The sequence below is a fragment of the Pseudomonas sp. S31 genome (genome assembly GCF_016648105.1).
Taxonomy (GTDB): domain Bacteria; phylum Pseudomonadota; class Gammaproteobacteria; order Pseudomonadales; family Pseudomonadaceae; genus Aquipseudomonas.
In genome coordinates this window covers 154645-181023 of the sequence record NZ_JACVVE010000004.1, presented here as the reverse complement: position 1 = coordinate 181023, position 26379 = coordinate 154645, and the positions used below count along the sequence as shown (strand labels likewise).

The 26379-nt window shown below is 62.0% G+C and carries 27 protein-coding genes and 1 pseudogene; 13 read left to right on the top strand and 15 right to left on the bottom strand.

Annotated elements, in window-relative coordinates; all coding sequences use genetic code 11:
• Positions 1 to 52 precede the first annotated feature (52 nt).
• Entirely contained in the window at positions 53 to 1294 is a 1242-nt protein-coding gene (locus IAE37_RS05410; RefSeq protein WP_201170427.1) for a lipoprotein-releasing ABC transporter permease subunit, read from the top strand.
• Positions 1295 to 1354: 60 nt separating this feature from the next.
• Here the strand turns inward: IAE37_RS05410 and IAE37_RS05405 are convergent, their stop codons facing one another.
• Complete coding sequence (locus IAE37_RS05405; RefSeq protein WP_328822697.1) at positions 1355 to 2704, bottom strand: heavy metal sensor histidine kinase; 1350 nt, start codon at positions 2702 to 2704, stop codon at positions 1355 to 1357.
• Positions 2704 to 3384, bottom strand: a complete 681-nt coding sequence (locus IAE37_RS05400) for a heavy metal response regulator transcription factor (protein WP_201170426.1) — start codon at positions 3382 to 3384, stop codon at positions 2704 to 2706. The genes IAE37_RS05405 and IAE37_RS05400 overlap by 1 nt, the downstream gene beginning before the upstream one ends.
• A gap of 259 nt (positions 3385 to 3643) precedes the next feature.
• Here IAE37_RS05400 and IAE37_RS05395 point away from each other — a divergent pair, with 259 nt between their 5' ends.
• The gene (locus IAE37_RS05395) at positions 3644 to 4147 is read left to right on the top strand and encodes a cupredoxin domain-containing protein (protein WP_201170423.1); all 504 of its coding nucleotides are present in this window, start codon (positions 3644 to 3646) and stop codon (positions 4145 to 4147) included.
• Between the two features lie 68 nt (positions 4148 to 4215).
• Positions 4216 to 5046, top strand: a complete 831-nt coding sequence (queF, locus tag IAE37_RS05390) for an NADPH-dependent 7-cyano-7-deazaguanine reductase QueF (protein ID WP_201170421.1) — start codon at positions 4216 to 4218, stop codon at positions 5044 to 5046.
• 37 nt (positions 5047 to 5083) lie between these two features.
• Here queF and IAE37_RS05385 read toward each other — a convergent pair whose 3' ends face one another.
• Positions 5084 to 5347: a DUF4404 family protein gene (locus IAE37_RS05385; protein WP_136913712.1), complete on the bottom strand. Its 264-nt coding sequence runs from the start codon at positions 5345 to 5347 to the stop codon at positions 5084 to 5086.
• Positions 5348 to 5469: 122 nt separating this feature from the next.
• Positions 5470 to 6033 carry a phosphonoacetaldehyde phosphonohydrolase-related protein gene (locus IAE37_RS05380; protein ID WP_201170412.1) on the bottom strand — a complete coding sequence of 188 codons (564 nt, stop codon included), beginning with the start codon at positions 6031 to 6033 and terminating at the stop codon, positions 5470 to 5472.
• 189 nt (positions 6034 to 6222) lie between these two features.
• Between IAE37_RS05380 and IAE37_RS05375 the strand changes: the two genes are divergently transcribed.
• Positions 6223 to 6930: an MlaA family lipoprotein gene (locus IAE37_RS05375; RefSeq protein ID WP_201170391.1), complete on the top strand. Its 708-nt coding sequence runs from the start codon at positions 6223 to 6225 to the stop codon at positions 6928 to 6930.
• Positions 6931 to 7002: 72 nt separating this feature from the next.
• On the opposite strand, the gene IAE37_RS05370 is transcribed toward IAE37_RS05375, so the two are convergent.
• Entirely contained in the window at positions 7003 to 7302 is a 300-nt protein-coding gene (locus tag IAE37_RS05370) for a PilZ domain-containing protein (protein WP_201170389.1), read from the bottom strand.
• A gap of 270 nt (positions 7303 to 7572) precedes the next feature.
• Between IAE37_RS05370 and rssB the strand changes: the two genes are divergently transcribed.
• Positions 7573 to 8757: a two-component system response regulator RssB gene (rssB, locus tag IAE37_RS05365; protein ID WP_201170679.1), complete on the top strand. Its 1185-nt coding sequence runs from the start codon at positions 7573 to 7575 to the stop codon at positions 8755 to 8757.
• A complete protein-coding gene (gene rssC, locus IAE37_RS05360; protein WP_167069222.1) occupies positions 8754 to 9236 on the top strand; it encodes an anti-sigma factor antagonist RssC in 483 nt (160 codons plus the stop codon). The genes rssB and rssC overlap by 4 nt, the downstream gene beginning before the upstream one ends.
• A gap of 117 nt (positions 9237 to 9353) precedes the next feature.
• On the opposite strand, the gene IAE37_RS05355 is transcribed toward rssC, so the two are convergent.
• The 6 genes from IAE37_RS05355 to IAE37_RS05330 all read right to left on the bottom strand — a co-directional run bounded on the left by IAE37_RS05355 (position 9354) and on the right by IAE37_RS05330 (position 17273).
• Positions 9354 to 11225 (bottom strand): alkaline phosphatase D family protein, encoded by a 1872-nt coding sequence (locus tag IAE37_RS05355; protein ID WP_201170386.1) that lies wholly within the window; start codon positions 11223 to 11225, stop codon positions 9354 to 9356.
• A gap of 205 nt (positions 11226 to 11430) precedes the next feature.
• Complete coding sequence (gene tal, locus IAE37_RS05350) at positions 11431 to 12357, bottom strand: transaldolase (RefSeq protein WP_201170383.1); 927 nt, start codon at positions 12355 to 12357, stop codon at positions 11431 to 11433.
• Positions 12358 to 12481: 124 nt separating this feature from the next.
• Entirely contained in the window at positions 12482 to 13492 is a 1011-nt protein-coding gene (dusA, locus tag IAE37_RS05345; protein WP_201170380.1) for a tRNA dihydrouridine(20/20a) synthase DusA, read from the bottom strand.
• Positions 13493 to 13754: 262 nt separating this feature from the next.
• Positions 13755 to 15410, bottom strand: coding sequence for a GGDEF domain-containing protein (locus tag IAE37_RS05340; protein WP_201170377.1), 1656 nt, complete (start codon positions 15408 to 15410; stop codon positions 13755 to 13757).
• Positions 15411 to 15689: 279 nt separating this feature from the next.
• Positions 15690 to 16358 carry a hypothetical protein gene (locus IAE37_RS05335; protein WP_201170369.1) on the bottom strand — a complete coding sequence of 223 codons (669 nt, stop codon included), beginning with the start codon at positions 16356 to 16358 and terminating at the stop codon, positions 15690 to 15692.
• 201 nt (positions 16359 to 16559) lie between these two features.
• Entirely contained in the window at positions 16560 to 17273 is a 714-nt protein-coding gene (locus IAE37_RS05330; RefSeq protein WP_201170366.1) for an SOS response-associated peptidase, read from the bottom strand.
• 92 nt (positions 17274 to 17365) lie between these two features.
• Between IAE37_RS05330 and IAE37_RS05325 the strand changes: the two genes are divergently transcribed.
• From IAE37_RS05325 to IAE37_RS05310, 4 genes are all read left to right on the top strand, one after another.
• Positions 17366 to 17794 carry a LexA family protein gene (locus IAE37_RS05325; RefSeq protein ID WP_201170363.1) on the top strand — a complete coding sequence of 143 codons (429 nt, stop codon included), beginning with the start codon at positions 17366 to 17368 and terminating at the stop codon, positions 17792 to 17794.
• Positions 17784 to 19055 (top strand): translesion error-prone DNA polymerase V subunit UmuC, encoded by a 1272-nt coding sequence (umuC, locus tag IAE37_RS05320; RefSeq protein ID WP_201170662.1) that lies wholly within the window; start codon positions 17784 to 17786, stop codon positions 19053 to 19055. Before IAE37_RS05325 ends, umuC begins: the two co-directional genes overlap by 11 nt.
• Before the next feature lie 319 nt (positions 19056 to 19374).
• Positions 19375 to 19662: a type II toxin-antitoxin system TacA family antitoxin gene (locus IAE37_RS05315; protein WP_201170361.1), complete on the top strand. Its 288-nt coding sequence runs from the start codon at positions 19375 to 19377 to the stop codon at positions 19660 to 19662.
• Positions 19620 to 20141: a hypothetical protein gene (locus IAE37_RS05310; protein WP_328822696.1), complete on the top strand. Its 522-nt coding sequence runs from the start codon at positions 19620 to 19622 to the stop codon at positions 20139 to 20141. The genes IAE37_RS05315 and IAE37_RS05310 overlap by 43 nt, the downstream gene beginning before the upstream one ends.
• 79 nt (positions 20142 to 20220) lie before the next feature.
• On the opposite strand, the pseudogene IAE37_RS05305 reads toward IAE37_RS05310, so the two are convergent.
• The 4 genes and pseudogenes from IAE37_RS05305 to IAE37_RS05290 all read right to left on the bottom strand — a co-directional run bounded on the left by IAE37_RS05305 (position 20221) and on the right by IAE37_RS05290 (position 22874).
• Positions 20221 to 20480: pseudogene (locus IAE37_RS05305) on the bottom strand (DUF3077 domain-containing protein).
• A gap of 225 nt (positions 20481 to 20705) precedes the next feature.
• A complete protein-coding gene (locus tag IAE37_RS05300) occupies positions 20706 to 20891 on the bottom strand; it encodes a hypothetical protein (RefSeq protein ID WP_201170359.1) in 186 nt (61 codons plus the stop codon).
• A 377-nt stretch (positions 20892 to 21268) separates the two neighbouring features.
• Positions 21269 to 22054 carry an EAL domain-containing protein gene (locus tag IAE37_RS05295; protein ID WP_201170650.1) on the bottom strand — a complete coding sequence of 262 codons (786 nt, stop codon included), beginning with the start codon at positions 22052 to 22054 and terminating at the stop codon, positions 21269 to 21271.
• Between the two features lie 52 nt (positions 22055 to 22106).
• Positions 22107 to 22874 (bottom strand): substrate-binding domain-containing protein, encoded by a 768-nt coding sequence (locus IAE37_RS05290; protein WP_201170357.1) that lies wholly within the window; start codon positions 22872 to 22874, stop codon positions 22107 to 22109.
• A gap of 161 nt (positions 22875 to 23035) precedes the next feature.
• Between IAE37_RS05290 and IAE37_RS05285 the strand changes: the two genes are divergently transcribed.
• The 3 genes from IAE37_RS05285 (at position 23036) to IAE37_RS05275 (ending at position 26363) form a co-directional block, all read left to right on the top strand.
• A complete protein-coding gene (locus tag IAE37_RS05285; protein ID WP_201170355.1) occupies positions 23036 to 23713 on the top strand; it encodes a response regulator transcription factor in 678 nt (225 codons plus the stop codon).
• Entirely contained in the window at positions 23691 to 25091 is a 1401-nt protein-coding gene (locus IAE37_RS05280; RefSeq protein WP_201170353.1) for a sensor histidine kinase, read from the top strand. The genes IAE37_RS05285 and IAE37_RS05280 overlap by 23 nt, the downstream gene beginning before the upstream one ends.
• 84 nt (positions 25092 to 25175) lie before the next feature.
• Positions 25176 to 26363, top strand: coding sequence for a D-alanyl-D-alanine carboxypeptidase family protein (locus tag IAE37_RS05275; protein ID WP_201170349.1), 1188 nt, complete (start codon positions 25176 to 25178; stop codon positions 26361 to 26363).
• The last annotated feature ends 16 nt before the right edge of the window (positions 26364 to 26379 follow it).

Here is a 26379-nt window from a genome sequence, read left to right as displayed (position 1 = left end):
CACGGGGCGCCTTGCGCTGCCCCGTTCCTTTTTTACAGTGGGTGTTTCGTACATGTTCAGACCCTTGCCCATTTTCATCGGCGCACGCTACACCCGTGCCAAGCGCCGCAACCACTTCATCTCGTTCATCTCCATGACCTCGATGATCGGCCTGTCGCTGGGCGTGCTGGCGATGATCGTGGTGCTGTCGGTGATGAACGGCTTCCAGCGTGAGATGAGCTCGCGGATCCTTGGCCTGGTGCCCCATGCCAGTATCCTCGGCGAGCAGCCGCTGGCCGACTGGCGCCAGGTGGCCGATGCCGCGCTGAAGAACCCGGCGGTGATGGCCGCGGCGCCGATCACCGAGATGGAAGGCATGCTCTCGTACAAGGGCGCGATGCAGCCGATCCAGGTCAGTGGCATCGACCCGGCCGAGGAAGATCAGGTGTCCATCGTCGGCCAGCACATCGTCCAGGGGCGCCTGCAGGCGCTGGTGCCGGGTGAGTACGGGGTGGTGATCGGTGAACTCACCGCGCGGCGTTTCCGCCTCAATACCGGCGACAAGCTGACCCTGATCGTGCCGGAAATCAGCAAGGCTCCAGGCGGTATCACCCCGCGCATGCAGCGCCTGACGGTGGTCGGCATCTTCAAGGTCGGCGCCGAGCTCGACGGCTCCCAGGCCTATATCCACGTGGCCGATGCGGGCGAGATGCAGCGCTGGGCGCCGGGCCAGGTGCAGGGCGTGCGCCTGAAACTGCACGACCTGTATGCCGCACCGCAGGTATCCAAGGCGATCGCCGCCAGCCTGGGCGATGGCTACCGCGCCGATGACTGGTCGCACACCCAGGGTAGCCTGTTCAGCGCCATGAAGATGGAAAAGACCATGATCGGCCTGTTGTTGCTGATGATCATCGCGGTGGCGGCGTTCAACATCATCGCCACCCTGGTGATGGTGGTGAACGACAAGGGGCCGGACATCGCCATCTTGCGCACGTTGGGGGCGACGCCGGCGCAGATCATGGGCACGTTCATGGTCCAGGGCAGCCTGATCGGCATCGTCGGCACCTTGATCGGCGGCGTGCTCGGCGTGATCGCCGCGCTCAACGTCAGCCAGATCGTCGGCTGGCTGGAGCGGGTGAGTGGCCAGCACATCTTTACGTCGGACGTGTATTTCATCAGCAGCTTGCCTTCCGAGTTGCAGGGTGGGGATGTGCTGATGATCTGCGCGGCGGGGCTGGTGATGAGCTTCCTGGCGACCATCTACCCGGCCTACCGGGCCTCGCAGGTGCAGCCAGCGATTGGCCTGGCGGTCTGAGGAGCCTGCCAGGGCCCCTTCGCGGGCAAGCCCACGAAGGGCTGCGAAGCAGCCCCAATCTCACCGGATACCGGGCAACTCGATCACGAACCGCGTCCATCCCCCCTCGCACTCGGCCCGAATGCTCCCGCCATGGGCCTGCACGATCGACCGGGTAATCGCCAGCCCCAATCCCGCATGTTCGCTACCACCCGCCCGGCGTGCCGGGTCTGCCCGATAGAAACGGTCGAACAGGCGCGGTAGCGCGGCCGCCTCGATCGCGGCGCCGGTGTTGGCCACGCCAACCTGCCCCCCAGGCCCCAGAGTTACGCGAATCTGCCCGCCCGGCGGGGTATGGCGCAGCGCGTTGTCCAGCAGATTGGACAGCGCCCGACGCAGCATGTGCCGGTCGCCTTGCAGCATCGCTTCGCCCTCGCGCAGCAACTGGACATCGCCATCCTCGGCCAAGGGCATGTAGTACTCCAGCAGCGCATCCACTTCCTCGTGCAGGGCCAGCGCCGACTGCCCCGGCACCAGCAAGCCATGGTCGGCCTTGGCCAGGAACAGCATGTCGTTGACCATCTGCGCCATCCATTGCAGTTCCTCGAGATTGCCGTGCAGCGCTTCGCGATACTCCTCGAGGCTGCGCGGACGGGTGAGGGTGACCTGGGTGTGGGTCAGCAGGTTGGATAGCGGCGTGCGCAGTTCGTGGGCGATGTCGGCGGAAAACGCCGAGAGCCGCTGGAAGGCGTCGTCCAGGCGCTGCAGCATGGCATTGACGGTACTGGCCAGCTCTGCGAGTTCTTCCGGCATCTGGGCATGCGGCAGGCGGGTGGTCAGCGAGCGTGCCGAGACACTGGCGGCGATTCGCCCCATCTGCCGCAGCGGCCGCAAGCCACGGCGTGCAGCCCAGGCGCCGAGCAGCGCGGTGGCCACGGCCGACAGGCCGACGGTCAGCCAGATCAGGCGCTGCATGCCCTCGAGGAAGTGCTGGTGGTGGGTGATGTCGAGAAACAGGGTCAGGCGCGGCGATTGCGGGTCGCTGGCCTCCAGCGGCTCGGCCAGGCTGCGGTAGTCGATGCCGTCTGCGTGCAAGGTGGCCAGGCCCGTGGGGGAGGGCGACTCGGGCAGTGCGGGGTGGCTGTCGAACCAGGTCGTGCCATCGCGGGCGCTGATGCGCAGGCCGAGATCGGCCTGGTGGGCCAGCTCGTTGCGCAGGGCCGGCAGGCGCGCTGGCAGGTCGGCTGGTTGGTGCAGCCCAGCCAGCTGGCTGCGCAGCAATGACAGGCGCGAGGCCAGCAGCTGTTGATCCAGTTCGATGAAGTGCTGGGCGCTGGCGTGGCTGAACAGCAGCCCTGCGGCCAGTGACACGGTGGCGGCGCAGGCGGCGAACAGCAACGCCAGGCGGCCGCCGAGGGAGAGCTTGCGCATCAGTCGTGGCGCTCCTCGAGCACGTAGCCCATGCCGCGCACGGTGTGGATCAGCTTGTTCGGGTGCGGGTCGTCGATCTTCAGGCGCAGGCGGCGCACGGCGACTTCGATCACATTGGTGTCGCTGTCGAAGTTCATGTCCCACACCTGCGAGGCGATCAGCGACTTGGGCAGTACCTCGCCCTGGCGGCGCAGCAGCAGTTCGAGCAAGGCGAATTCCTTGGCGGTCAGGTCGATGCGCTGTCCGGCGCGTTCGGCGCGGCGGCGGATCAGGTCCAGGCGCAGGTCGGCCAGGGCCAGGAGGGTGTCCTGGCTGGCACCCGTGCCGCGGCGCAGCAGGGTGCGCACCCGGGCTAGCAGCTCGGAGAAGGCGAAAGGTTTGATCAGGTAGTCGTCGGCGCCCAGTTCCAGGCCGTGCACGCGGTCTTCCACGGCGTCGCGGGCAGTGAGGAACAGTACTGGGGTGTCGAGGCCTGCGTGGCGCACGGCCTGGAGGATCTGCCAGCCATCGCGCCCAGGCAGCATCACGTCGAGGATCAGCAGGTCGTGGTCGCCAGTGAGCGCCAGGTGCTGGCCGGTGTTTCCATCAGCGGCGAGCTCGGTGGCGAAACCGGCCTCGCTGAGGCCTTGGCACAGGTATTGGCCGGTGCGGGCCTGGTCTTCGACGATCAGCAGTTTCATGGGTGATGATTTTCCAGGTAGCGACGTTCTCTGTGGGAGCGGGCTTGCCCGCGAACACCGGCTATGCCGGTGCCATGCCCCGCGGTGGCTGCTTCGCGGGCAAGCCCCCTTCCACAGTGATCGCGCGGCTCTGGGTTGAAATGATACGTGACGATATGCCCGCTCGCCCAAGCTGACAAAGTTGTAATCTCGCTGTCAGGCAGCCGCCAGCCATACCGCAATAGAGTGGTCTTATCCCGCTGTCATGTTCGGAGCAACCATGAAACACCTGTTCGCCGCCGCCGCCCTGGCGTTCGCCAGCCTGCCCACCTGGGCCGGCGAAGCGGCATCGTTCGCCTTCGGCGAGCCCGCCCCGGCCAGCAAGGCCACCCGCACGATCGAAGTACACATGAAGGACATCGCCTTCGAACCACGCAGCCTCGACGTCAAGGCCGGTGAAACCGTGCGCTTCGTGCTCATCAACGAAGGCAATCTGCCCCATGAGTTCAACCTGGGCGACAAGGCCATGCATGCCGAGCACCAGAAAGAGATGATCGCCATGCAGGGCAAGCTGTTCAGTGGCCAGATGAACCACGAGGGCATGGACCATGGCCAGATGGACCACGGCGCCCATGGCCATGACAGCGGCAATACCGTGCTGGTGCAGCCCGGCCAGCGCGCCGAGCTGACCTGGACCTTCCGCCAGTCGGCGCCCATCGAATTCGCCTGCAACGTGCCGGGGCACTACCAGGCCGGCATGGTCGGGCCGCTGACCATCGAGTGAACGGCGCTCCAAGGCGAAGTGCAAAACCGGTAGACTAGGGGCAATTTCGAACCTTCAGGTCAGTTTCCATGCATCCCGCTGCCGAACACTCCCCGCTGGGCAAGTCCAGCGAATACATCGCCACCTACACGCCTGCGCTGCTCTTCCCGATCCCGCGCACGGCCAAATGGGCCGAGCTGGGCGTCACCGCCCAGACTCTGCCGTGGCAGGGCGTCGACTACTGGAACTGCTTCGAGCTGTCGTGGTTGCTGCCGTCGGGCAAACCGGTGGTGGCCATCGGCGAGTTCGCCATCCCGGCCGATTCGCCGAACATCATCGAGTCGAAGTCGTTCAAGCTGTACCTCAACTCTCTGAACCAGACGGTGTTCGCCTCCATCGACGCGTTGCAGGCGTGCCTGCAGAAGGACCTGTCGGCCGCTGCCGGCAAGCCGGTCGGTGTGCGCGTGCGTACCCTGGCAGAGGTCGAGGCGCAGGGCGTGGTGGCGTTGCCAGGGCTGTGCATCGATGCGCTGGACGTGGCCATCAGCAACTACGAGCAACCACAGCCCGAGTTGCTGCGCTGCAACCCCGAGCGGGTGGTGGAAGAAACCCTGCACAGCCACCTGCTCAAATCCAACTGCCCGGTCACCGGCCAGCCGGACTGGGGTAGCGTGGTGGTGGAATACAAGGGCAGTGCGCTGGACCCTGCCAGCCTGCTGACCTACCTGATCAGCTTCCGTCAGCATGCCGACTTCCACGAGCAGTGTGTGGAGCGGATCTACCTGGACTTGAAGAACTTGCTGCAGCCCGAGCACCTGACGGTGTATGCGCGCTATGTGCGCCGGGGTGGGCTGGACATCAATCCGTACCGCAGCACCGGGGCGATCAGTCCGGCGAACCTGCGATTGGTACGTCAGTAGGTTCTCTGTAATTGGGGCCGCAAAGCGGCCCCACGTTCTAGATACCCATGCTGTGCAGCGAGTTGGCGATGCTGCGCAGGGTGGCGGTCAGGTCCGGGTGGTCGGCCTCGAAGCGCTCGATGGCCATGTTGACCCCATCCACCAGGTTGTTGTCCGGCGTGGCCTCCTCGAGCTTGAGTTGTGCCTCGATCTGCCTGGCTTCCTCGTGCAGGGCAGCCAGTTCCTCATCCGAAAGCGGCACGTTCCGATCCAGTTGCTCGCGCAGGCTATTCAAACGCTCTTGCAATTCGCGGGCAGGCATTGGTTGTTCTCCATCAATGACTTGGCAAGCCATGGACCTCAGCGAAGCCGCAAAGGTTCTGGCGTGCTTTCAGCGTAATCCACTCGCCGCCGCTTTGCATGATCCTCGTCAACGGGGCTGTGTCAGGGTTTTTCACCCTTGCGCCGACGTTGGGCGATGTCCGCCAGGCAAGTGTCCAGCGCCTCCAGGTGATCGATCACCGAATGCACCCCCAGGCGGAACAGCTCCAGGGTCGCCTTGCCGCGTGCCAGTTCCTGGTCTTGCGGGGTCATCGCCTGCCAGGCGTTGGAGGAGAGGTCGCAGGAAGGGCTGCAGGCCGCCAGGCCGACTGTCCACAGCCCGGCATTGAGGCCCGACTGCAGCAGGCGCGGTTCGCCACTCACCAGCACGCAGCCGTCCAGGCGCTGGCTGTCGAGGCTCATCAGGGCTTGCCAGCAAGCGTTCGGCGCTGGCCAGCGCACACCGTTGACGCTGTGCCCGGGCAGCCATTGTGGCAGCACACTGGCCAGGCGCTGGCTCTGCGCGCTGGCCAGGTCGTCCAGCCAGATACACGGCACTTGCCGTCGACGCAGCCCGGTCAATGTCTCCAATGCCCCCGGTGCGGGCAGGGGGCTGCCGTTGGCGGCCTGGACCAGGCAGCCGCGCAGGCCGAACAGCACAGCGGTGAAGGCGGGCGCGTCGTGCATGGTAACTTCCCTGAAATAGTCCGCAGACTATTGCACGATTGTTACGAGGCGATGACGATGAAACGTATTCACGGAAAATTGATCAATCCTGTGCAAAGCTGCGTATCAGCCCACAAGCCTTTATACTTGCCGCCTTACAGCGGCGTGCCAGAGCCCGTCGCGGCCGAGAATTTCGATGGAGAGACATCTATGCGTAGGATCGGTGCCGGTGTGATCGAGCGAGTCACCCAGGCCTGTGTTTGTGCCAGCCTGCTGCTGGCACCCGTGGCAGCTACCCAGGCGGCCACCGAGGAGGATCCCTGGGAGGCGGTCAACCGGCCGATCTTCAAGTTCAACGACGTCCTCGACACCTATGCCCTGAAGCCGTTGGCCAAGGGCTACCAGGCCGTCACGCCGCAGTTTCTCGAAGACGGTATCCACAACATCTTCCGCAACCTCGGCGATGTCACCAACCTCGCCAACGACGTGTTGCAGCTCAAACCCCATGCGGCGGGCGTGGACACTGCGCGGCTGATCGTCAACACCACCTTCGGCCTGGGCGGCTTCTTCGACGTGGGCACCAAGATGGGCCTGCAGCGCAACGACGAGGACTTCGGCCAGACCCTGGGCTACTGGGGCGTGCCGAGCGGCCCGTATGTGGTCATACCGCTGCTGGGGCCGAGCACCGTGCGTGATGGCGTGGCCAAGTATCCGGACACCTACACCAAGCCGTACCGCTACATCGACCACGTGCCGACGCGCAACTCGATCTTCGCCCTGGACGTGATCGACACCCGTGCCAGCCTGCTGCCAGCCGAGAAGCTCATCCAGGGTGACAAGTACATCTTCCTGCGCAACGCCTACCTGCAGAACCGCGAGTTCAAGGTCAGGGACGGCGAAGTCGAAGACGACTTCTGAGTAGTCCGGGGCTGCAGTGCAGCCTCATTCGCGGGCTTGCCCGCGAATGCCGGATAAACGATTAGTTACAGTTCAATGCATCGCCAGGATACGCAGGCCGAATTTTTGCTGCCCGCCCGGCTGGTCGGCGATCCACACCACCTCGGTGCTGGCATGCAGGCCCTTCAGCGCCGGGTGGTCGGAGTCGATACGTACCTCCAGGTGATCGCTCACCTGGAAGCGCTGCGGCGCGCGCACCTGCATGCCGCCGCTGGAGAGGTCCAGGCACACCGCCGCAATCACCTGGCCGGCGTGCAGCAGGCTGACCTCGGTGTCGATGCGCATGCGGATGAAGTCGCGTTTCTCGCTGTGGTTGGAGGGCGTCTGGGGCATGTTGCGTCCTTCCCATCGGGTTGCGCTGGTCGGCTTTCTTATAACTGCCGGTGATTTGCCCTGTAAAGTGCACCGAACTCGACCCTCGTATGCTTGAAACGCCTGGCGGATGGGAGTACCGTCTGCGCCTTACAAGGTACCTCTGCCGGTTGCCTGGCCCGTATTCTTGGCCTACAACTCAAGTAGAGTGTTACTACAGAGTATCCCAGCAGCCGGATGTCAGCCTTGCAGACGCCCCTGCACCAACCCAAATCGGCGCCGTTCGCCCACATGCAGAAAATCAGTGCAACGCTGCTGATCATCGATGATGACGACGTGGTCCGTGCAAGCCTCGCCGCCTATCTGGAAGACAGTGGCTTCAGCGTCCTCCAGGCCGGTAACGGCCAGCAGGGGCTCCAGGTCTTCGAAGAACACCAGCCCGACCTCGTGATCTGCGATCTGCGCATGCCGCAGATGGGCGGGCTCGAACTGATCCGCCAGATCAGCGAGCGCGCGCCGCAGTTGCCGGTGATCGTGGTGTCTGGTGCCGGTGTGATGAGTGACGCCGTCGAGGCCTTGCGCCTGGGTGCAGCCGACTACCTGATCAAGCCGCTGGAAGACCTGGCCGTGCTCGAGCATTCGGTGCGTCGAGCCCTGGACCGTTCGCGCCTGGTGCTGGAAAACCAGCGCTACCGCGACAAGCTCGAGGCCGCCAACCGCGAGCTGGAGGCCAGCCTGCACCTGTTGCAGGAAGACCAGACCGCCGGGCGCCAGGTGCAGATGAACATGCTGCCGGAAAGCCCCTGGGCTGTGGGCGGGTTCGCCTTCGAGCATCAGATCATCCCGTCGCTGTACCTGTCGGGCGATTTCACCGATTACTTCCGCGTGGACGAGCGGCGTATCGCGTTCTATCTCGCGGACGTGTCCGGGCATGGTGCGTCGTCGGCGTTCGTCACCGTGTTGCTGAAGTTCATGACCACCCGCCTGCTGTTCGAATTCAAGCGCAGCGGCAAGATGCGCGAATTCAAGCCCTCGGAGGTGCTCAGCCACATCAACCGTGGGCTGATCAACTGCAAGCTGGGCAAGCATGTGACCATGGTCGGTGGTGTGATCGACGAAGAAACCGGGTTGCTGACCTACGCCGTGGGTGGCCATTTGCCGCTGCCGGTGCTGTATACCCCTGGCCAGGCCCGCTACCTCGAGGGCCGTGGCCTGCCGGTCGGTCTGTTCGACGAAGCCACGTACCAGGACCAGGTCATCGAATTGCCCGAGCAGTTCAGCCTGAGCCTGATGTCCGATGGCATTCTGGACCTTTTGCCAGGGGATACGCTCAAAGATAAAGAGGCAGCCTTGCCGGATATCGTCAAGGCCGCGGGTGGTAGCCTGGATGGGCTGCGACAACGTTTTGGATTGGCTACGCTTGGGGAGATGCCGGATGATATCGCCCTATTGGTGTTGAGCAGGAACCTTCAATGAGTACCGGTAGAATCCAGTTCGCCGAGCAGAGCGGTACCTTCGTCCTGAAATTCGTCGGCGAAGTGCGCCTGACCTTGTGTTCTGCGCTGGATGCCACGATCGAGAAGATCTTCACCGCGTTGAATTTCTCGGCGATCGTCATCGACCTGACCGAAACCGAAAGCATCGACAGCACGACGCTGGGCCTGCTGGCCAAGCTGTCGATCCTGTCGCGGCAGAAGGTCGGCCTGCTGCCCACCGTGGTCACCACCAACCCGGATATCTCCCGCCTGCTGCAGTCCATGGGCTTCGACCAGGTGTTCAACATCGTCGATCGCCCGGTGCCGTGCACGGAGTGCCTGACCGACCTGCCTTCGCAGGACCAGAACGAGGATGTGGTGCGCTCCAAGGTGCTGGAGGCGCACAAGATTCTCATGGGGCTGAACGACTCCAATCGTGAGGCGTTCCATGATTTGGTCAGTGCGCTGGAGCGGACCTGATCTGTAGCCTGGGCGGGCCTCTTCGCGGGTAAACCCGCTCCTACAAGGGGTTAGCGAACCTGTAGGAGCGGGTTTACCCGCGAAAGGGCCGGTAAAAACTTCACATCTCTTGCGAAGTCACTCCGGCCCCAAGAACCCCGTAGCCTCCCGCCCATCGGCATTGAGCTGATACACCCGCGCCGGCCGCCCCTGTTCATCGAAAAACACCTGCCCCAACCCCGCGCTGTTCCATAACCGCTCTCCCGCCTGGCTATGGCTGGGTGTGCGTGGCACCACCTGCATCTGTCGGCGCTTGGTGAACCAGTTCAGCGGCGAACGCGGCGAGTACAACCAGCGGTTCAAGCGATCCAGCACATCCAGCAGGCGCCGGGGAAACTCGTTCTTGATGCCGCTGCTGGTCACCTGCCACAAGTGCGGGCTGCGCTGACGGTGGCGGATCAGCACCTCGTAGACGAACGAGTAATGCACATCCCCGGACAGGATCACGTAATGCCCGGGCGTGCGTGAATGGCGGAAGATGTTCAGGATCACCTGGGCCGCCCCGCGATGGGCCATCCAGTTCTCGGCATCCACCAGCAGCGGGTACCCCAGCCAACTGAACACTCGCTGCACCGTTTCGATCAGCTTGACCCCGAAGAGCGGCGCCGGCGACACGATCACCGCCGAGGGGTGGTCCAGTAGCGCCTGTTGCAGCTCTGTCAGTGCCTCCCAGTCCAGCAGCCCGGAGGGCTTGGCCGGATCGCTTTCGCTGCGCCAGCGGCGGGTGCGGGTGTCGAGCACCAGCAGCGGCGGATTGCTGGGCAGCGAAAATTGCCAGCCCTGGAAGGCAAGCAGGGCATCGATCAGCTCATCCTGCGCTGTGTAGGGTATCGGTTCGCTCGCCAGCGTCCGGTAGCGCTCTACCAGTGCCTGGCAGCTATCAGGGTCGTTACCCCAGCCCTGGCACAGCAGGTAGCCCAACAACGCGTTGCCGATGATCCGCCGTGAGAACGGATGACCGTAGGCGGTTTCTTCCCATTGCGCGGACAGGTTCCAGTCATCGGTGATGTCGTGGTCGTCGAAGATCATCAGGCAGGGCAGGTGGGCCATCACCCGGGCGACCTGGCCCAGATCGGCGGCGAAGGCCTCGATCAGCGGCAGTTCCTGGCGATAGCGCGCCTGCTGTTCGTGGCTCAGACCCTCCGGCATGTCCAGGCGTACCAGGCGCCAAGGCGTAGGCGACCAGACCAGCAGGTACATGGCCATGACTTCGGCGAAGGTCACCAGGTGGTTGTCGGCGTTACTGGACGAGAAGATCGGCTTGCGTTTGCCGCCGAAGAAGCGCTCGCGCAGGCTTTCGTTGCGCGCCTGGGCCGGCAGCAGGTCGGCGCGGTGGTAGTAGCAGGCCGGGTGTTGGTACAGCGCGGCGCTGTCGGCCACCCGAGCACCGTGCAGTTGCTCGTCGAACAGCCCAAGGCGCGCGATCAACTGGTGGATGGCGCGCAGCATGGGGCCCGCCACGTCATCGGCATAGACTTGGTCGCCGCTCATCATCAGCAACGCGGGGCGCTGCTCGGGCTGCTGGCAGTCCTGCAGCAAGCGGTCGGCGCAGAGCAGGCCGTCGCGAGCTGGGTGGTGCGGCTTGCGGCAAGAGCCGTGGAGCAGTTGGTCGAGGCGCCCGCGCAGCACGAAGCTGGGGTGTGCCTGGCCGGGGTAGAGCAGGTGTGGTGCCCAGTCGGCGATGCCCTGATCTGCGACGCGTATGTCGTAGTTGATGGCGACGTCACAAGGCAGGGGCTGGCTGAAGCGGACGTCGAGCAGGTGGACGAAGGCGTGCGTGCCGATCGGCAAGGATTGGCACTGCATATCTGGGAATACGCCAGGGGTGTCCACACTGAAGGTCGGTGGCTCTGGCTGCGTGGTGACCAGCCAGACGGCCAGGCGTTGGGGCTCCAGACGGCGCAGTACCGGGCCGGCGAGAACGAGGGGCAAGGGAGTGGAGGAGGTCATCGACAGCTCTGGTGGCATTTGGGCCTATTCGCGGGCAAGCCCGCTCTCACAGGTACCCCACCGTTCTCCGGTTCAGTGGTGCTTCTGTGGGAGCGGGCTTGCCCGCGAATAGGCCCGTGAATCCAAACCGCTTCTACGGCAAGGCAAAACAAAACGGGCGGAAAATGCTGAACATTTCCCGCCCGCCAGGCAAACCCGATGTGTTTCAGCCTTTGTCAGCCATCAGCTTCTCGAGCTTCTCCTGGTCGCGCGCGAACTGGCGAATGCCCTCGGCCAGCTTGTCGGTAGCCATGGCGTCTTCGTTCATGGCCCAGCGGAACTGGCTTTCGTTCAGCACCTGCTTGGCCTCGCCGGCATTGCCCGGCTTGAGCACGCGTGGCAACTCGCCCTGGTCGTCGCTCAGCTGTTGCAGCAACTCGGGGCTGATGGTCAGGCGGTCGCAGCCGGCCAGTTGCTCGATCTGGCCGATGTTGCGGAAGCTGGCGCCCATGACCACGGTGTTGTAGCCGTTGGTCTTGTAGTAGTCGTAGATGCGCGTGACCGACTGCACGCCAGGGTCTTCGGCGCCTACGTACTCCTGGCCGGTGCTCTTCTTGTACCAGTCGTAGATGCGGCCCACGAACGGCGAGATCAGGAACACCCCAGCGTCGGCACAGGCTTGGGCCTGGGCGAAGGAGAACAGCAGGGTCAGGTTGGTCTGGATGCCTTCTTTTTCCAGCTTTTCGGCGGCGCGGATGCCTTCCCAGGTGGAGGCCAGCTTGATCAGCACGCGGTCGCGGCCAATGCCGGCTTTTTCGTACTCGGCGATCAGGTGGCGGGCCTTGTTCAGCAGGGCAGGCTCGTCGAAGGACAGGCGCGCATCCACCTCGGTGGAGATGCGACCTGGGATCACCTTGAGAATGCCCGCGCCCACGGCCACGGCGAATTTGTCACAGGCCAGGTCGACATTGCCCTTGGCGTCGCTTTTCACCTGCTTGAGCAGTTCGGCGTAGCCGGGGATGGCGGCGGCCTTGAGCAGCAGCGACGGGTTGGTGGTGGCATCGACCGGCTTCAGGCGGGTGATGGCGTCCAGGTCCCCGGTGTCGGCGACCACGGTGGTGAACTGCTTGAGTTGTTCCAGCTTGGAGGTCATGGCGTGCTCTGTCCTGTGCGTTGATTCGACCTTACCCGAGCCCCGGCGGCCACTCAAGGGCCATCATCGGGTGCGGGGCAGGGCGTGAGGGTTCGAGTCGAAAGCGCGCCTGGGGTTCCTTCCGTCAGCGCCCCTGCAGCAACTCGGCTGCCTGGTCGAACACCACCAGCGGTTCCGGCGCCTTGTGGATGTCTGCCGACAGCAACTGGCGGAACCGCCGCGCCCCCGGGAAGCCCTGGCCCAGCCCGAGGATATGGCGCGTGATGTGGTGCATGGCGCCACCGTTCTGCAGGTGGGCGACGATGTACGGCCGCAGCTGTTCCAGCGCCTCGCTGCGGCTGACCACGGCGACCTCACTGGCGAACAGCTGCTGGTCCACTTCGGCCAGCAGATAGGGATTATGGTACGCCTCGCGGCCCAACATCACCCCATCGAAGGTATCAAGATGTGCCTGGCACTCGGCCAAGGTCTTGATGCCGCCGTTGAGGACGATTTCCAGGTCGGGGAAATCCGCTTTTAGTTGTGCGGCAACGTCGTAGCGCAGCGGCGGGATTTCGCGGTTTTCCTTCGGCGACAGGCCTTCGAGGATGGCGATACGCGCATGGACGGTGAAGCTGCGGCAGCCTGCTTCACGCACCTGGCCGACGAAGTCGCACAGCTCGGCATAGCTGTCGCGGCCATTGATACCGATGCGGTGCTTGACCGTGATCGGCGTGGACACCGCGTCGCGCATGGCCTTCACGCAGTCGGCCACCAGCGCCGGGTGGGCCATGAGGCAAGCGCCGATCATGTTGTTTTGCACCCGGTCGCTGGGGCAGCCGACGTTCAGGTTGACCTCGTCGTAGCCGGCTGCTTCGGCAAGCTTGGCGCAGGCGGCCAGGTCGGCCGGGACACTGCCGCCCAGTTGCAGGGCCAGTGGGTGCTCGGAGGTATCGTGTCGCAAAAAACGTTGGGCGTCGTTGTGGAGCAGGGCGCCGGTGGTGACCATTTCGGTGTAGAGCAGGGTGTGTTTGGAGAGTAGGCGCAGGAAGAAGCGACAATGTCTATCCGTCCAGTCCATCATCGGTGCAACAGAAAACCTCCGGACCACTGTATCGGCGACGTTGCTGGGGTTTTCTGCTTGTTTCGGGTGCATTTCGGTTCTCTCGTGTACTGCCGTGGCCTGCGCTGATTGCTGAAATCAAGCAACGCGGCGGGCTACGGCGTTCGCCGCGCAGGTGGAAAATGGGGTGCGGCAGTTTATCAGGAAAGCGCGTTCCGGGCCTGCGCTGCAGCTGGGTGGGGACATTGGCTCTGCGCCTATCGCCGTAATGTGAGTTCGCGGGACCAGTTGGGGCCGCTGCGCGCCCCATCGCGGGTAAACCCGCTCCTACAGGAGAACAGCTGATAGAAAGGGCTCAGGCCCGCGCAGCGTTGCTGGTTTTGCTTTGGAACATGGCGATATCGGCCTTGAACATCAGGTCGTCGAGCAGTTCGCCATCTTCCGGATACCAGGCCACACCAAGGCTGGCGCTGACCTTGATCTGGTGGTCTTTCCAAGGCATGGGTTGCTCGACAGCCTTGCAGATTTCCTGGGTGATGCGCTGGACATCGCGTTTGTGAAGCGCGCCGTCGAGCAGTAAGACAAATTCATCGCCGCCCATGCGCGCGGCGATTTCAAACTCGCGAATATGGGATTTGATGGCCGAGGCTACATGAATCAGGACGGCATCGCCCGCTTGGTGGCCAAAACAATCATTGATCTGCTTGAAGTTATTCAAGTCGATATAGCACAGCGCCAAATGCTCACCACGACGCTTGGCGTCTAGCAGTTTCTGGCTGACGAAGGGAACGAAACTATTGCGATTGGGCAAGCCAGTCAGGCTGTCATGGAAGGCCAGCTTGCGGACTTCCTCTTCAGCGAGCTTGCGTAGCTTGATCTCGTTGCGCAGATGGCGTTGGGTGTTCAACAGCACCAGCGTAAACATCAGGACAAGCACTCCGCCAATACTGATCAGGACGATCGTCTTGCGCAGCCGCTCGACAAGATGTGGCGGGTTGGCGTCGTAGATGAAGTTTTCCAGGCCGTCGATGCTTTTGACCATGCCCAGTTCGAGGAACGTTTCAGCCATGCGTTGCCAGCGCCCCGGATTCATATGACCGATCTCGATCAAGTCCGATTGCACCAGTGGGCGCATGGCTTGGGCTTCGAACTCCAGGTGCGCGCGGCTTTTCTCTACCGAATACTCATTGAGCAGCAGATCAATGATTTGCTGGGGGTTATCCATCGCGTAGCGCCAACCACGCAGCGTGGCGCGGCGGAAAGCCTCGACCCGTTGTGGATGCTCATCAATTTCGGCTTGCGTGGTGAACAGGATGTCGCTGTAGAAGTCGATCCCGTAGGTGACGGGCGAGATAACGTTGTACTCCACACCGCGTTGTTGCAAGTAGAAGGGCTCGTTGGTCAAGTACGAATTGAAGGCCGTCACTTTGCCGTTGGCCAAGTCCTCGACCTGATAACTGCTGGGCAGCAGTTGCAGTTTTTCGAGGGGTATACCCTCGCTGTGAAACATCGCTAGAAAATCGGCATCGGTCTGTGCGTCCATCAGCATAACCGGCTTGTCGATCAGGTCGTGGGCGGTGCGAACCCCTTGGTCAGTGCGAGCCAGAAGCACAGAGGGGGAATGCTGAAAAATCACCGCAAGCGCGACCAAGGGCTTTCCATGCAGGCGTGCGTAAAGCAGTTCGCTGTTGGCTTCGGCATATTGGGCGCGCCCGGAAAGCACTTCTTCGACGGGAGTGATATTGGGACCACCTTCGTGTAAGCGCACCTCCAAACCTTCTTCGCGATAATATCCCTGTGCGATAGCAGCGTAATAGCCCGCGAACTGGAATTGATGTTTCCAACGTAGCTGTACATCAATTACCTGTACGCCGCCATTCTGTTGGGTGCTCGGGCTCGCCCACGCAGCCTGAGCCGAGAACAGCACGAAACACAGCAGTCGACGCAGACGCCCCGACAGACGTCTCTGCGGCTGACCTGGCGTGTTAGAGCAGCGACGGAGGCTGGGCATGGTAGAGGGTCCGTGGGTCGCGCCTGTCGTTCAGCGTGTAAGGCTTGGGGCAGCATTGTGGCATCACTGATGGGCTGCCAGCAATCGCGTGCGGACGACACTTCAAGCCTGAATTTTAACTAGAGGCGAACGTCGGGATGGATCGATAGCGGTCATTCGCCGTTATCAGACCCGAGATGATTCAACTGTCCTGGCCACTCGAAATGCTGGTATCAGGATGCAGCACTCTGAAAACCAGAAGCCCCGCTATGGCGGGGCTCCACAACCAGAGGCACGAGGTTAGAACGACTCAACTGGCTTCTTGGCTTGCTGAACAAGCTTGTTTTCATCCAGTTTCGGGAAAGAAAAACTAATGATGATCCTGGATTCGTCCCCGTCGTCAGAGATGATCAAATCAGCGCCCCTGGTGTTGGCAGGCGCTGAAGTCATCATATTATGGACGCTAGTAGCCCCCTTGACCTTGGCAAGGGTGAGCCCTTCAACAAAGGAGTAGGTCAAACCGTCGCCACCCAATGCAGCATTCTCGTAGTTCGAGAGTTTCGCCGTGTATTCATCCTTGTTTTTTGCTTTACTCGCGAGCTCAACGAGATCCAGCACGGATTTCCCGTCAGTGAGCGATACCAGAGTAAATGTTTTTGCAAGAGCGCCAATGGCGCGACCGTACAGGTCACGGTCAAAGGGTGCAATCAGCGAAACCGACATCAGCTTGTCACCACTGAAAACCAGGGCCGCTGTGAACTTCTGATCCAGGAAATCCACGTCGTCCAGGCACCGTGCAGTGGCCCCTACCTCAGTTGAACAGTCGTAGTAGCCTGCTGCCTGGTTATATTTGGCAATCGGCGTGTCATAAGCATATTTTTTGAACAGGTTGTCTTCACCCACGGCATTCTGCATGCCGGTCAACATCCCCATGACAACCAGCACTGCAGCAATAGCCTTCTTTGACATGGATTCCCTTCCTAAATGAGCATTGAAGTTGATAGCTATATGCTATCAGTCGGGTATGCACTGCTCAATCCCGTCATGTTACTTGCCATGGGACAGGGGGCAGATCCGGCAATACATTCGTCCGGGCACATGATTACGAGTACCTTGAACACTAACCCATTGCGTCGGTAGTCCACGTCCCAGAGAAGGCTGCAGGCCAGGTCAGAACAGCTGGCCTGATCGAGGAAGGTCAACCGGCTCTATCAGCCCAGGCCCCTCGTTGCGCACGTTCCCGACTCGCTTGCCGACGGGACGCCACTTGAAGTCAGCGGCTGGCCGGCAACTGTCACGCACGATCTCTTCGGCCCGAGCCGCTGTCGTTTCTGGGTCCAACCATTCCTTGGCAACGGCAGGTGTCAATACCAGTGGCTTGCGGTCGTGTATGTCGAGCAGGCCCTCATCGGCGGCCGCCGTGATGATCACGAAGCCGTCCCGTTCATGGGGCTCGAACCCCGCGTGAACCTCGGCTAGGGCAGCAAAGTACAGCGGTTCATCACTGGCCGCCGTGATGTAGTAGGGCTGCTTGCGCTTCGGGTCGGTGGGGTCAGGTATCCACTCGAACCAACCGTTCGCCGGCGCCAGGGTCCGACCGCCCGGCCACAGGTCCTTGAAGAATTTCCCCGTCATCACCGTTTCGGCCCGAGCGTTGATCGGATCGGGGCGCTTGCCCTTCGCCCAGAAGGGCGCCCATCCCCACTTCACTCGATCCACGCTCAAGCCTCCGCCTACCGGCCGGATGATCTCCACTCGCGTCGATGGCGCCACGTTGTAGCGGTTGATGCGCTCATGGTCGTAGCCATTGATCACCTCCAAGTCGAGCGATAGCTGCTTCAGGTAGTGGTCCATCGCTTCGTAGATCGAGTACCTCCCACACATATCTCATCCTCGTCCGTCGTCTGGCTATTGACCGAATTCGTGATGGTCAGTTAACTGTATGCATATACAGTTGCCATTGAGCTTGACCTATCATGACCATCACCTTCCTAGGGACCTTGAATGCCCATGGCGAGTTGCTTCCGCTGTACTCGTTCCATGTGCCCGCCGGGTTCCCGTCGCCTGCCGACGATCACATCGAGCGTCACATCAGTCTGGATGAGCTTCTGGAACTGCGCGCGCCGCACACCTACCTGGTTCAGGTTGAAGGTGACAGCATGATTGGCGCGGGGATATTCCCTGGTGATCTGCTGGCCGTGGACCGGAGCAAGGAAGCGCGCCATGGGGAGGTGATCATCGCCGCGCTGAACGGTGAGCCCATCTGCAAGCGGCTGCACCGACGTGACGGCATCACCATGCTGCTCTCCGACAACAAGGCCTACCCGCCGCGCTACATCATGGAAGGCGATGAGCTGGTGGAGTGGGGTGTGGTGCGCAAGAGTGTGCGTGACCATGACATCTGACCAGGTGTTCGCGCTAATCGATTGCAACTCGTTCTACGCGAGCTGCGAACGTGTGTTTCGGCCAGACCTGGCCAGGACGCCCATCGTGGTACTGAGCAACAACGACGGCTGCGTGATCGCCAGGTCGTACGACGCCAAGCCCTACGTGAAGATGGGCGAGCCCTATTTCCAGTGCAAGGAAAGGCTGCGTCGCCACGGCGTGGTGGCGTTTTCCTCGAACTACGCGCTGTACGGCGACATGAGCGAGCGGGTCATGTCGTTGATCGAGTCGATGGTTCCGGCTGCGGAGGTGTATTCCATCGATGAATGCTTCGTCGAGCTGTCTGGCGTCCAGGGGGACCTGACCCAATTGGGGCGCGACATTCGCGCCAAGGTATTGAAATGCACCGGCATCCCGGTAGGGGTCGGGATCGCCCATACCAAGACCCTGGCGAAGCTGGCCAACCATATGGCCAAGCGTTTGCTCGCGCACACCGGCGGGGTGGTGAACATCTGTACGGCATTCGAACGCGATTGGGTGTTGCGCAACACCGAGGTGAACGAAGTGTGGGGGATCGGCCGGCGCATGACGGCACACCTCCAGGCCATGGGCATTTACAAGGCGATGGACCTGGCCAGGGCGAATCCGCAGATGCTCAGGGACAAGTTCAGCGTGGTGGTGGAGAAAACCGCCAGGGAGCTGGACGGCACCGCGTGCCTGGAACTGGAGGACGCGGCGCCGCCCAAGCAGGAGATATGCTGCAGCCGGATGTTTGGCTCACGGTTGTCGGAGCTGGCGCCGATCAAGGAGGCGGTGGCGACCTACGTTGCGCGTGCGGCTGAGAAGCTGCGAGCTCAGGCGTCGGTTTGCAAGCGGTTGCGGGTGAGTATTCGCACTGGGATGTTCAATCCTGACGAGGCCAAGTACGCCCAAGGCGTGATGGTGGAGTTGCCGTACCCCACCAACGACACGCTAATGCTCACCCGCGCAGGTACGGCGGCGGTGGAACGGGTGTATCGACCGGGTTACCGATACAGCAAGGCCGAGGTGTTGCTGATGGATCTGCGGCAGCCGGGGGAGGTCACGGGCGATCTCTTTGCCGCGACACAGCCGGTGGCTTGTGATCGCTTGATGTCGGTGCTGGACGATATCAATGGGAAGTATGGGCGCGGGACTGTGCGCACTGCCATGGCGCCGCGAGTTCCCGACTGGGGGATGCGGCGGGAGTTGATGAGCCGGTCGTATACGACGCGGATTGATCAGCTTTGGCGGGTGCGCTGAGCGAGCTCATTACCCGGACGCGCGCGGCTGTGAGGCTTAGAAAGTTTTTTGTAAGTCAAATGCATACACGTGTAGACGATGCATACACGCGGTGCTACAGTTCGCTGGTGAGAAATCCTCCGTATCCCAAAAGGGAGTGCTAGCTGCTCAGCAGGACCGATTGCCCCCTTGTCGCCGGGGCTTCCAAGCGTCTTAAGGAGTGCTAAATGTCCGTATTCACGTTTTCCAAACAGCTTCATTTTCTCAGGCGAATGCCGCTTGGCGCTGGCCCATAATGAGGTGAGGGACCAATCACTCAAATCTTGTCGAGGTGTAAATGATGTCAGCTCAAATCATAGAGCGAGAAAAGCCCGTCCCAATTAACATGCGGGTCGACACGAAGAAACGAAGCCTGATCGATGCGGCAGTGGAACTGCTTGGGACCGATAGAACTAGCTTCATCCTGGACGCTGCCTGCAAGAGGGCTGAAGAGGTGATCATGGATCGTCAGTTGTTCCTGCTAAGCGATGAAGCGTTTGACCGTTTTGAGAAGGCACTTGATGAAAACCCATTGAGGGATAACAAGTGTCTACAGAAATTGATGTCCAAGCCCTCCCCTTGGAGCTGAGCAAACCCGAAAAGCTGAATTCGTTTCACGATTTCAGTGATTTTGATTGTGGAGAGTCCTCGATTAATGAGTATCTTCACAAGCACGCAAGGAAGGCGCAGGAAAATAAGCAGGCTGTGGTGTTCGTTGCTTGCTTCAAAGGTACCAACCGGGTCGCGGCGTTCTACACTTTGTCAAGTGGCTCAATAGCCCGTGAGTTCGTGGTGCCTAAGAAGCTACAGCGGAATACGCCTAATGTTCATCCTGCGACAATTCTGGGCCGCATGGGTGTGACGTTGAGAGCGCAAGGTTCCGGCTTTGCCGAAGGGCTCCTTCAGGATGCCATCCGCCGGGTGCTCATCTCTGCTGAGGAAATAGGTACTGCGGCGCTTCTGGTTCACCCTTTGAACCCGTCGCTGGCGGAGTTCTATGAGAAAAAGGCAGGCTTTGTTCGCTGCCCGTATATTTCCCCGCTCACCATGATGCTGTCCTTGCGGTAGCAGCCCATCCCGCCAACGATCACCGTTGCAGTGGCAGAAGCCGGCGTGTCGGCGGTAGGGCCCGCGTGGGCAGCTACGCTCAACGCGCCATGCCCAACTCCGCATCATCCATAAGTGCCTTGGCCAATGCCCCCAGGTAATGCGAAGCCCAGATCAAATGGGCCTTGTCTTCCATCAACCCGCTGATGGTCAGTTCCTGCGCATACCCAAACAACTCCAAAGCCTGTTCCCGAGCAAACTGGCACGGGATGCCTGGCTCGATGCAGAACAGTGGGTCTGGTTTTCACCTTGGTAGAACTTGGTCTTGCCGACCGTGGTTTTCTCATCATCCCTGTTCATCTTCCATCTCCCTGATGGCATTAGGTGCCTGGGCTGGGTGCCGGCGCCCCGGTCTGTCATTGCAAGCCTGCGGTCACACGTACCGCTCCCCGGTTCTATAGCTACGCCGTACTGAGGTGATGCGGGCTTGTAAACGCCGACACCCGCCCAGGCGAAACATGGCATTGGTTGAATGCGCTGGGTTATTGGTTGCCTGTGCTGGCCTCTTCGCGGGTAAACCCGCTCCTACAGGATCACCGCTGTAGTCAAGTTCAGCGCCGACCCTGTAGGAGCGGGTTTACCCGCGAAGAGGCCAGCGGGCGCAAGATACATATCGACCGCTCGCGGGATCTTGAAGCTCATCGGATGCGAAGCCGAAATCGCTTGCAGGGAACAGAAAATGAAAGGTGGATCGGGAACAAGTTTCAGCATGGTCAACTCCTCAATTTGTGAATGAGAGCCGCCGCCATTTGCTGTCAAACGAAGGGTGGCAACTGTGTACGGGTTGACAGACCGGTCAAATTGAGGAAACCCGGCGCACCCGAGGATGCCCCATACACAGCCGCCATAACTACAAAGCCATGGTTTTCAATTTGAGTCAGCCTGTCAAAGCCGGTCGCCGCTTTCGCTACGACAACCCGAGACTAGGACCCAAACCTGCCCACCGCAATGGCTCAAAAGCGCCAAAAGTATCTTTCGGAACCGGCCTACAAAAAAGAGCCTAATTCCCAAGTTAATCCCGTCCCAGTCCCACAATTTCGCCTGTTTTTGCCACCCGCATCCAGATAAGCGCCGAGCAATGCCAGGGCTCATTCAACCAACCGCTCCGCCAACGGCAACCCGCCCACCTCTGGCCGAGCAAACAAATACCCCTGCATCAACTCGATCCCCAACCCCGCTAACGCCTGGCATTCGGCATCGGTCTCGATCCCCTCGGCGATCAGCGTGATGCCCAGCCGCTCGGCCACCAGCACGATGCCCGCGACGATCGCCTGGCGCACCGGATCCTGGCTGATCCTGCGGGTGAGGGCCATGTCCAGCTTCAGCACATCCGGTTGAAATTCAGCCAGCAGGTTCAGCCCTGAATAGCCCGAACCAAAATCGTCTATGGCTGTGGTGAACCCCTGCCGGTCGTACTCCTTGAAAATCGCCTTGAGGTGCTCGGTATCCTCGATCCGCTCGCCCTCGGTCACCTCGAACATCAGCCGGCTGGCCGGAAAGTCGAACGTGCGGGTGGCCTCCAGCGTGGCGCGGATGCAGGTGCTGGCGCGGTACACGGCGTTGGGCAAAAAGTTGATGCTCAACTTGCAATCGCCCAGGCGCCCCAGGCCCAGCGCTGCTGCCTGTTCGATGGCCTTGACCCGGCACGCCTGGTCGAAACGGTATAGGTTGTCGGTCGAGACCTTGGCCAGGATCTGCGCCGCACCTTCGCCATCGAGGCCGCGCACCAGGGCCTCGTAGGCGAACGGCCTGCCCGAAGGCACGTGGACGATGGGCTGGAAGGCCATGGTGATGTCGAAACCCAAGTTCGATAGGTCGCGACATTGGGAGCAGCCGATCGCTTCAAAAGGCTGGGGGAAAACAGGCTGGCTCATGGAATACCGTCGATGGGCAGAGTTACGGCCGACCAGCATGCGCGATCGCGGGTCATAAGCCAATCGCCACCAGCGCCTTGCCCCCATTGGCTTCACGCAGATACGCCAGCAACGCCTCTGATTGCGCCAGGTGGGCCGTGTCCTGCGCCACCGCGCCGCTGTACACGACCATCTGCTGAAGCTCATCAGGAATCAGCCCAACGATCCGAATACCCTCAACGCCCTGCAGCTTGCTGATCTGCTCCAATCCCAATTGCGACTTGCCCGAGGCAATGGCCTCGCCGACGCTATCGACTGCCTGCACCCTGGCGCCCGGCTTGAAGGCATCCCCCAACTTGAGCCGGGGCAGCAGCCAGTGGGAGATGTACACGCCACTTCCGCTATTGGCAGTGGCCACCGAACTCGCCTGCATCAGCGTCTCGCGCAGCGTCGCCACCGAGTCGATGGCGGGCGATGGAGCCTCGCTGGGCACCGCCACGGCGATCAGTGACTTGCCCAGGTCGACCCGGCTGTCACGCATCACCCTGTGTTCGGCCACCAGGGTATCGATCGTCGAGCGCCTGGCGATCACCAGGTCAATATCGGCGTCCGCACCGGGCCGTTGGCGCAGGCGTGACTCCACTCCGTCCTCATCCACGCCATGCACCACCACCTTTACGTTGGCTTGCTGTTGAAAATCCGTAGCCAAGGCTTCGACCACCTTGGCCAGGCCCTTGGGACTGACGACTTGCAGCGTCGATGCCGCCTTTTCGATTGCCAGCGCCGGCCCTGTGGCCAGGGCCAGCGCTACGCAGAGTAGCAAGCGGCGAGTGAATGGCATGGGCACAGCCACATGTCTCCTATGCAAAACAACGCACGCTAAAGCAGGCCGTTGCGGCCACCTGCCTTAACCAGCGTTAAGAAAGTTTAATTTGCCGGGCTGCGCCCCAGGCGCGCCGCGTCATGTCGTTACACTATAGGCCCGTCAGCCTGGAGGCCCCAATGAACCATGCTTTAGTCATCGAGGACGATGCGGTCACGGCGCAAGCGATCGTCACCGAGCTGGAAGCCCACGGCTTTCGTGCCCAATGGGCCGACAAAGGCCGCGAGGGCCTGGCCCTGGCCATCAATGGCGACCACGATGTGATCACCCTCGACCGCATGCTTCCCGACTTCGATGGGCTGACCATCGTCAGCACCTTGCGCCAACTCGGCATCCAGACCCCGGTGCTGATGATCAGTGCTTTGTCCGACGTCGACGAGCGGGTCCGTGGCCTGCGCTCCGGCGGCGACGACTACCTGACCAAGCCCTTTTCCATGGTCGAGATGATCGCGCGCCTGGAGGTGCTGCTGCGCGAACCGGCTGCCGACGAGACCGAGCACTGCCTGCAGTTCGCTGGCCTGCAGGTCAACCTCATCGTGCAGACGGTGATGCTCGATGGGCGGTCGATCACGCTGCTGCCCACCGAATTCAAGATCCTCACCTACCTGATGCGCAATGCTGGCCAACGGGTGACGCGCACCATGCTGTTCCAGGAAGTCTGGGGTTATCACTTCGACCCCGGCACCAACATCATCGACGTGCACCTGACCCGGCTGCGCAAGAAAATCACCGGGCCAGGCGCTCCGACCATTCAGACGATTCGCGGTTCAGGCTATGTTCTGGTCAAGAACGACTGACCGCTGGCGCTCCAGCAGCAGCCGGCTGATCGGCTTGTACGCGGTGTTCTTCGTGGCCTGGGGCGCGGTGTTCACGGGGGTGCTGTACTGGGAGATCGCAGGTTACCTGGGCACCGTGGCGCAACGCTCGTTGCTGCAGCGGGCGCATTACTACCAGAAGGTCGACGACGAGGCACTGGCCGCCGACCTGGCCGAAAGCGAGTGGTACTCGACCCCAGGCATCGACGCCTACGGCTTGTTCGACGCCCAGGGCCGGCACCTCGCGGGCACGCTGTTGAAGCTGCCCGGCAACTTGCCCGACGATGGCCAGGTGCACTACCTGGAACGGGCCTTGAGCATCGCTCTACCCAGGGAAGTCACACGCAGCAGCCACGCCCTGCGCATCGACCGCCCGGACGGCAGGGTGCTGGTGCTCACTCGTGACGGCGGTTCGATCTCGGCGGTGGGCGGCATCATTGGCCAGGCGTTGTTCTGGGGGCTGTCACTGACCCTGGTGCCAGGCCTGATCGGCTGGCGGCTGTTGCGCAGGCGGCCGTTGCGGCGCGTGGAGCGCTTGCAGCACACCACCGAGCGCATCGTCTCCGGCAATCTGCGCGAGCGTCTGCCGCTCTCGGCACGGCGAGACGAACTGGACATGCTGTCCAATGCCGTCAACACCATGCTCGAGCACATCGAGCAACTGATGCTGGAGGTGAAGGGCGTGTGCGATGCCATCGCTCACGACCTGCGCACGCCACTCACGCGCCTGCATGCGCGCCTGTACCAACTGCAGAAGTTGCCATTGCACCCTGAGCACCTGCGCAGCCTGAACCTGGCCCTGGAGGAGAGCGAGGCCATCATGTCCCGGTTCCAGGGGCTGCTGCGGATCTCCGAACTCGAAGATACCCGGCGGCGCTCGGCCTTCGAGACGTTCCAGCCAGAGCGGCTGCTGGCGCAGGCGCATGAGTTCTACGAGCCCTTGGCCCAGGACAAGCACCAGCAGCTCATCCTCCAGGCCTGCGACGACTGTCCGCCTTTGCAGGGCGACCCCGCGCTGTTGTTCGAGGCGCTGGTCAACCTGATGGACAACGCCATCAAGTTCACCCAGCCGGGCGGCGTCATCTATTTGCGTTGTCTGCTGCGTGGGCTGACGCTGGTCATCGAGGTGGTCGACAACGGCCCGGGCATCGCGCCGAGCGAGCGCAACAGCGTGACGCGGCGGCTCTACCGGGGGGACGAGACGCGCCAGCAGCCCGGTAATGGCCTGGGCCTGTCGCTGGTGGCGGCCATCGCCAGGCTGCACGGTTTCGCCCTGGCCATCGAAGCGGGGCCGGGTGATATCGGTACGCGGGTGAGCCTCACCTGCCCGCTGGCGCAAGCTTCGGGCAGCGATTCCTAAACTTTTCTTAACGGTGGTTAAGTTGAGGGGTAGGGGGCCCTGACCTAGGTTTGGGGCCCCTCGTCAGACCAAGGCTCTTTTTTCGTGAAACACCCGATATCGCGGCTCGCCCTGATCGCTGTCTGCCTGGGCGCTGCTGCCGTTCAGGCGGCGCCAACGCCTGCCGGCCCCATCCCATCGCCACCCCAGCTGTCGGCAAAATCCTGGGTGCTCATGGACGCGGCCAGCGGTGAAGTGATCACCAGCCATGATCCTGACGAACGCCTGCCGCCAGCCAGTCTCACCAAATTGATGACCGTGTACATCGCTACCAACGAGATCCAGAGCGGCCGGGTGCACCCGACCGACCTGGTCACGGTGAGCGAGAACGCCTGGCGCACCCAGGGTTCACGGATGTTTCTCGACCCCGGCAGCGAGGTGACCATCCACGACCTGTTGAAAGGCGTGGTGATCGATTCCGGCAATGATGCCAGCGTGGCCCTGGCCGAACACATCGCCGGCAGCGAAGAATCGTTCGCCGGGCTGATGAACCTCACCGCCAAACGCCTGGACTTGCGCAACACCCATTTCGAAAACCCCACCGGCCTGCCGTCGTCGCAGCATTATTCATCGGCACTGGACATGGCCAAGCTGGCCCGCACGATCATCACCGACGAGTCGGCGTACTACTCGCTCTACAAGCACAAGTACTTTACCTGGAACGGCATCCGCCAACCCAACCGCAACCTGCTGCTGTGGCGCGACCCCACCGTGGATGGCCTGAAGACGGGTCATACCGAAGCCGCCGGCTTCTGCATGGTGACCTCGGCCAAGCGCGACGGGCGCCGCCTGATCACTGCCGTGTTCGGCTCCAACTCCATGCAGAACCGCGCCAACGATGCGCAGAAGCTGCTGACCTACGGTTTTCGCTTCACCAGCACCGAGACCTACGCCAAGGCCATGGACGTGCTGGCCAACCCGGTGCTCTGGAAGGGCGAGGAGAGCACCGTACCAGTTGGGTTGCTGGACGACGTGACCTTGACCTTGCCGAAGAACAGCAGACGCAAGGTCACGACTCAAGTGAAGATCGATGGGCCGCTGGTGGCGCCCTTGGCCAAGGGCGATGTGGTCGGCACCCTGACGTTGCTCGATGGCGACCATGAACTTGCCACCCGGCCACTCATTGCGTTGCAGGATGAAGCGCCTGGCGGAGTGTTCACGCGGGCTTGGGATACGGTGAAGTTGTTTTTCCAGGGGCTGCTCAAAGGGATGTTCAGCCATTCGGGTAGCTGATCGGGCGACGGCGATC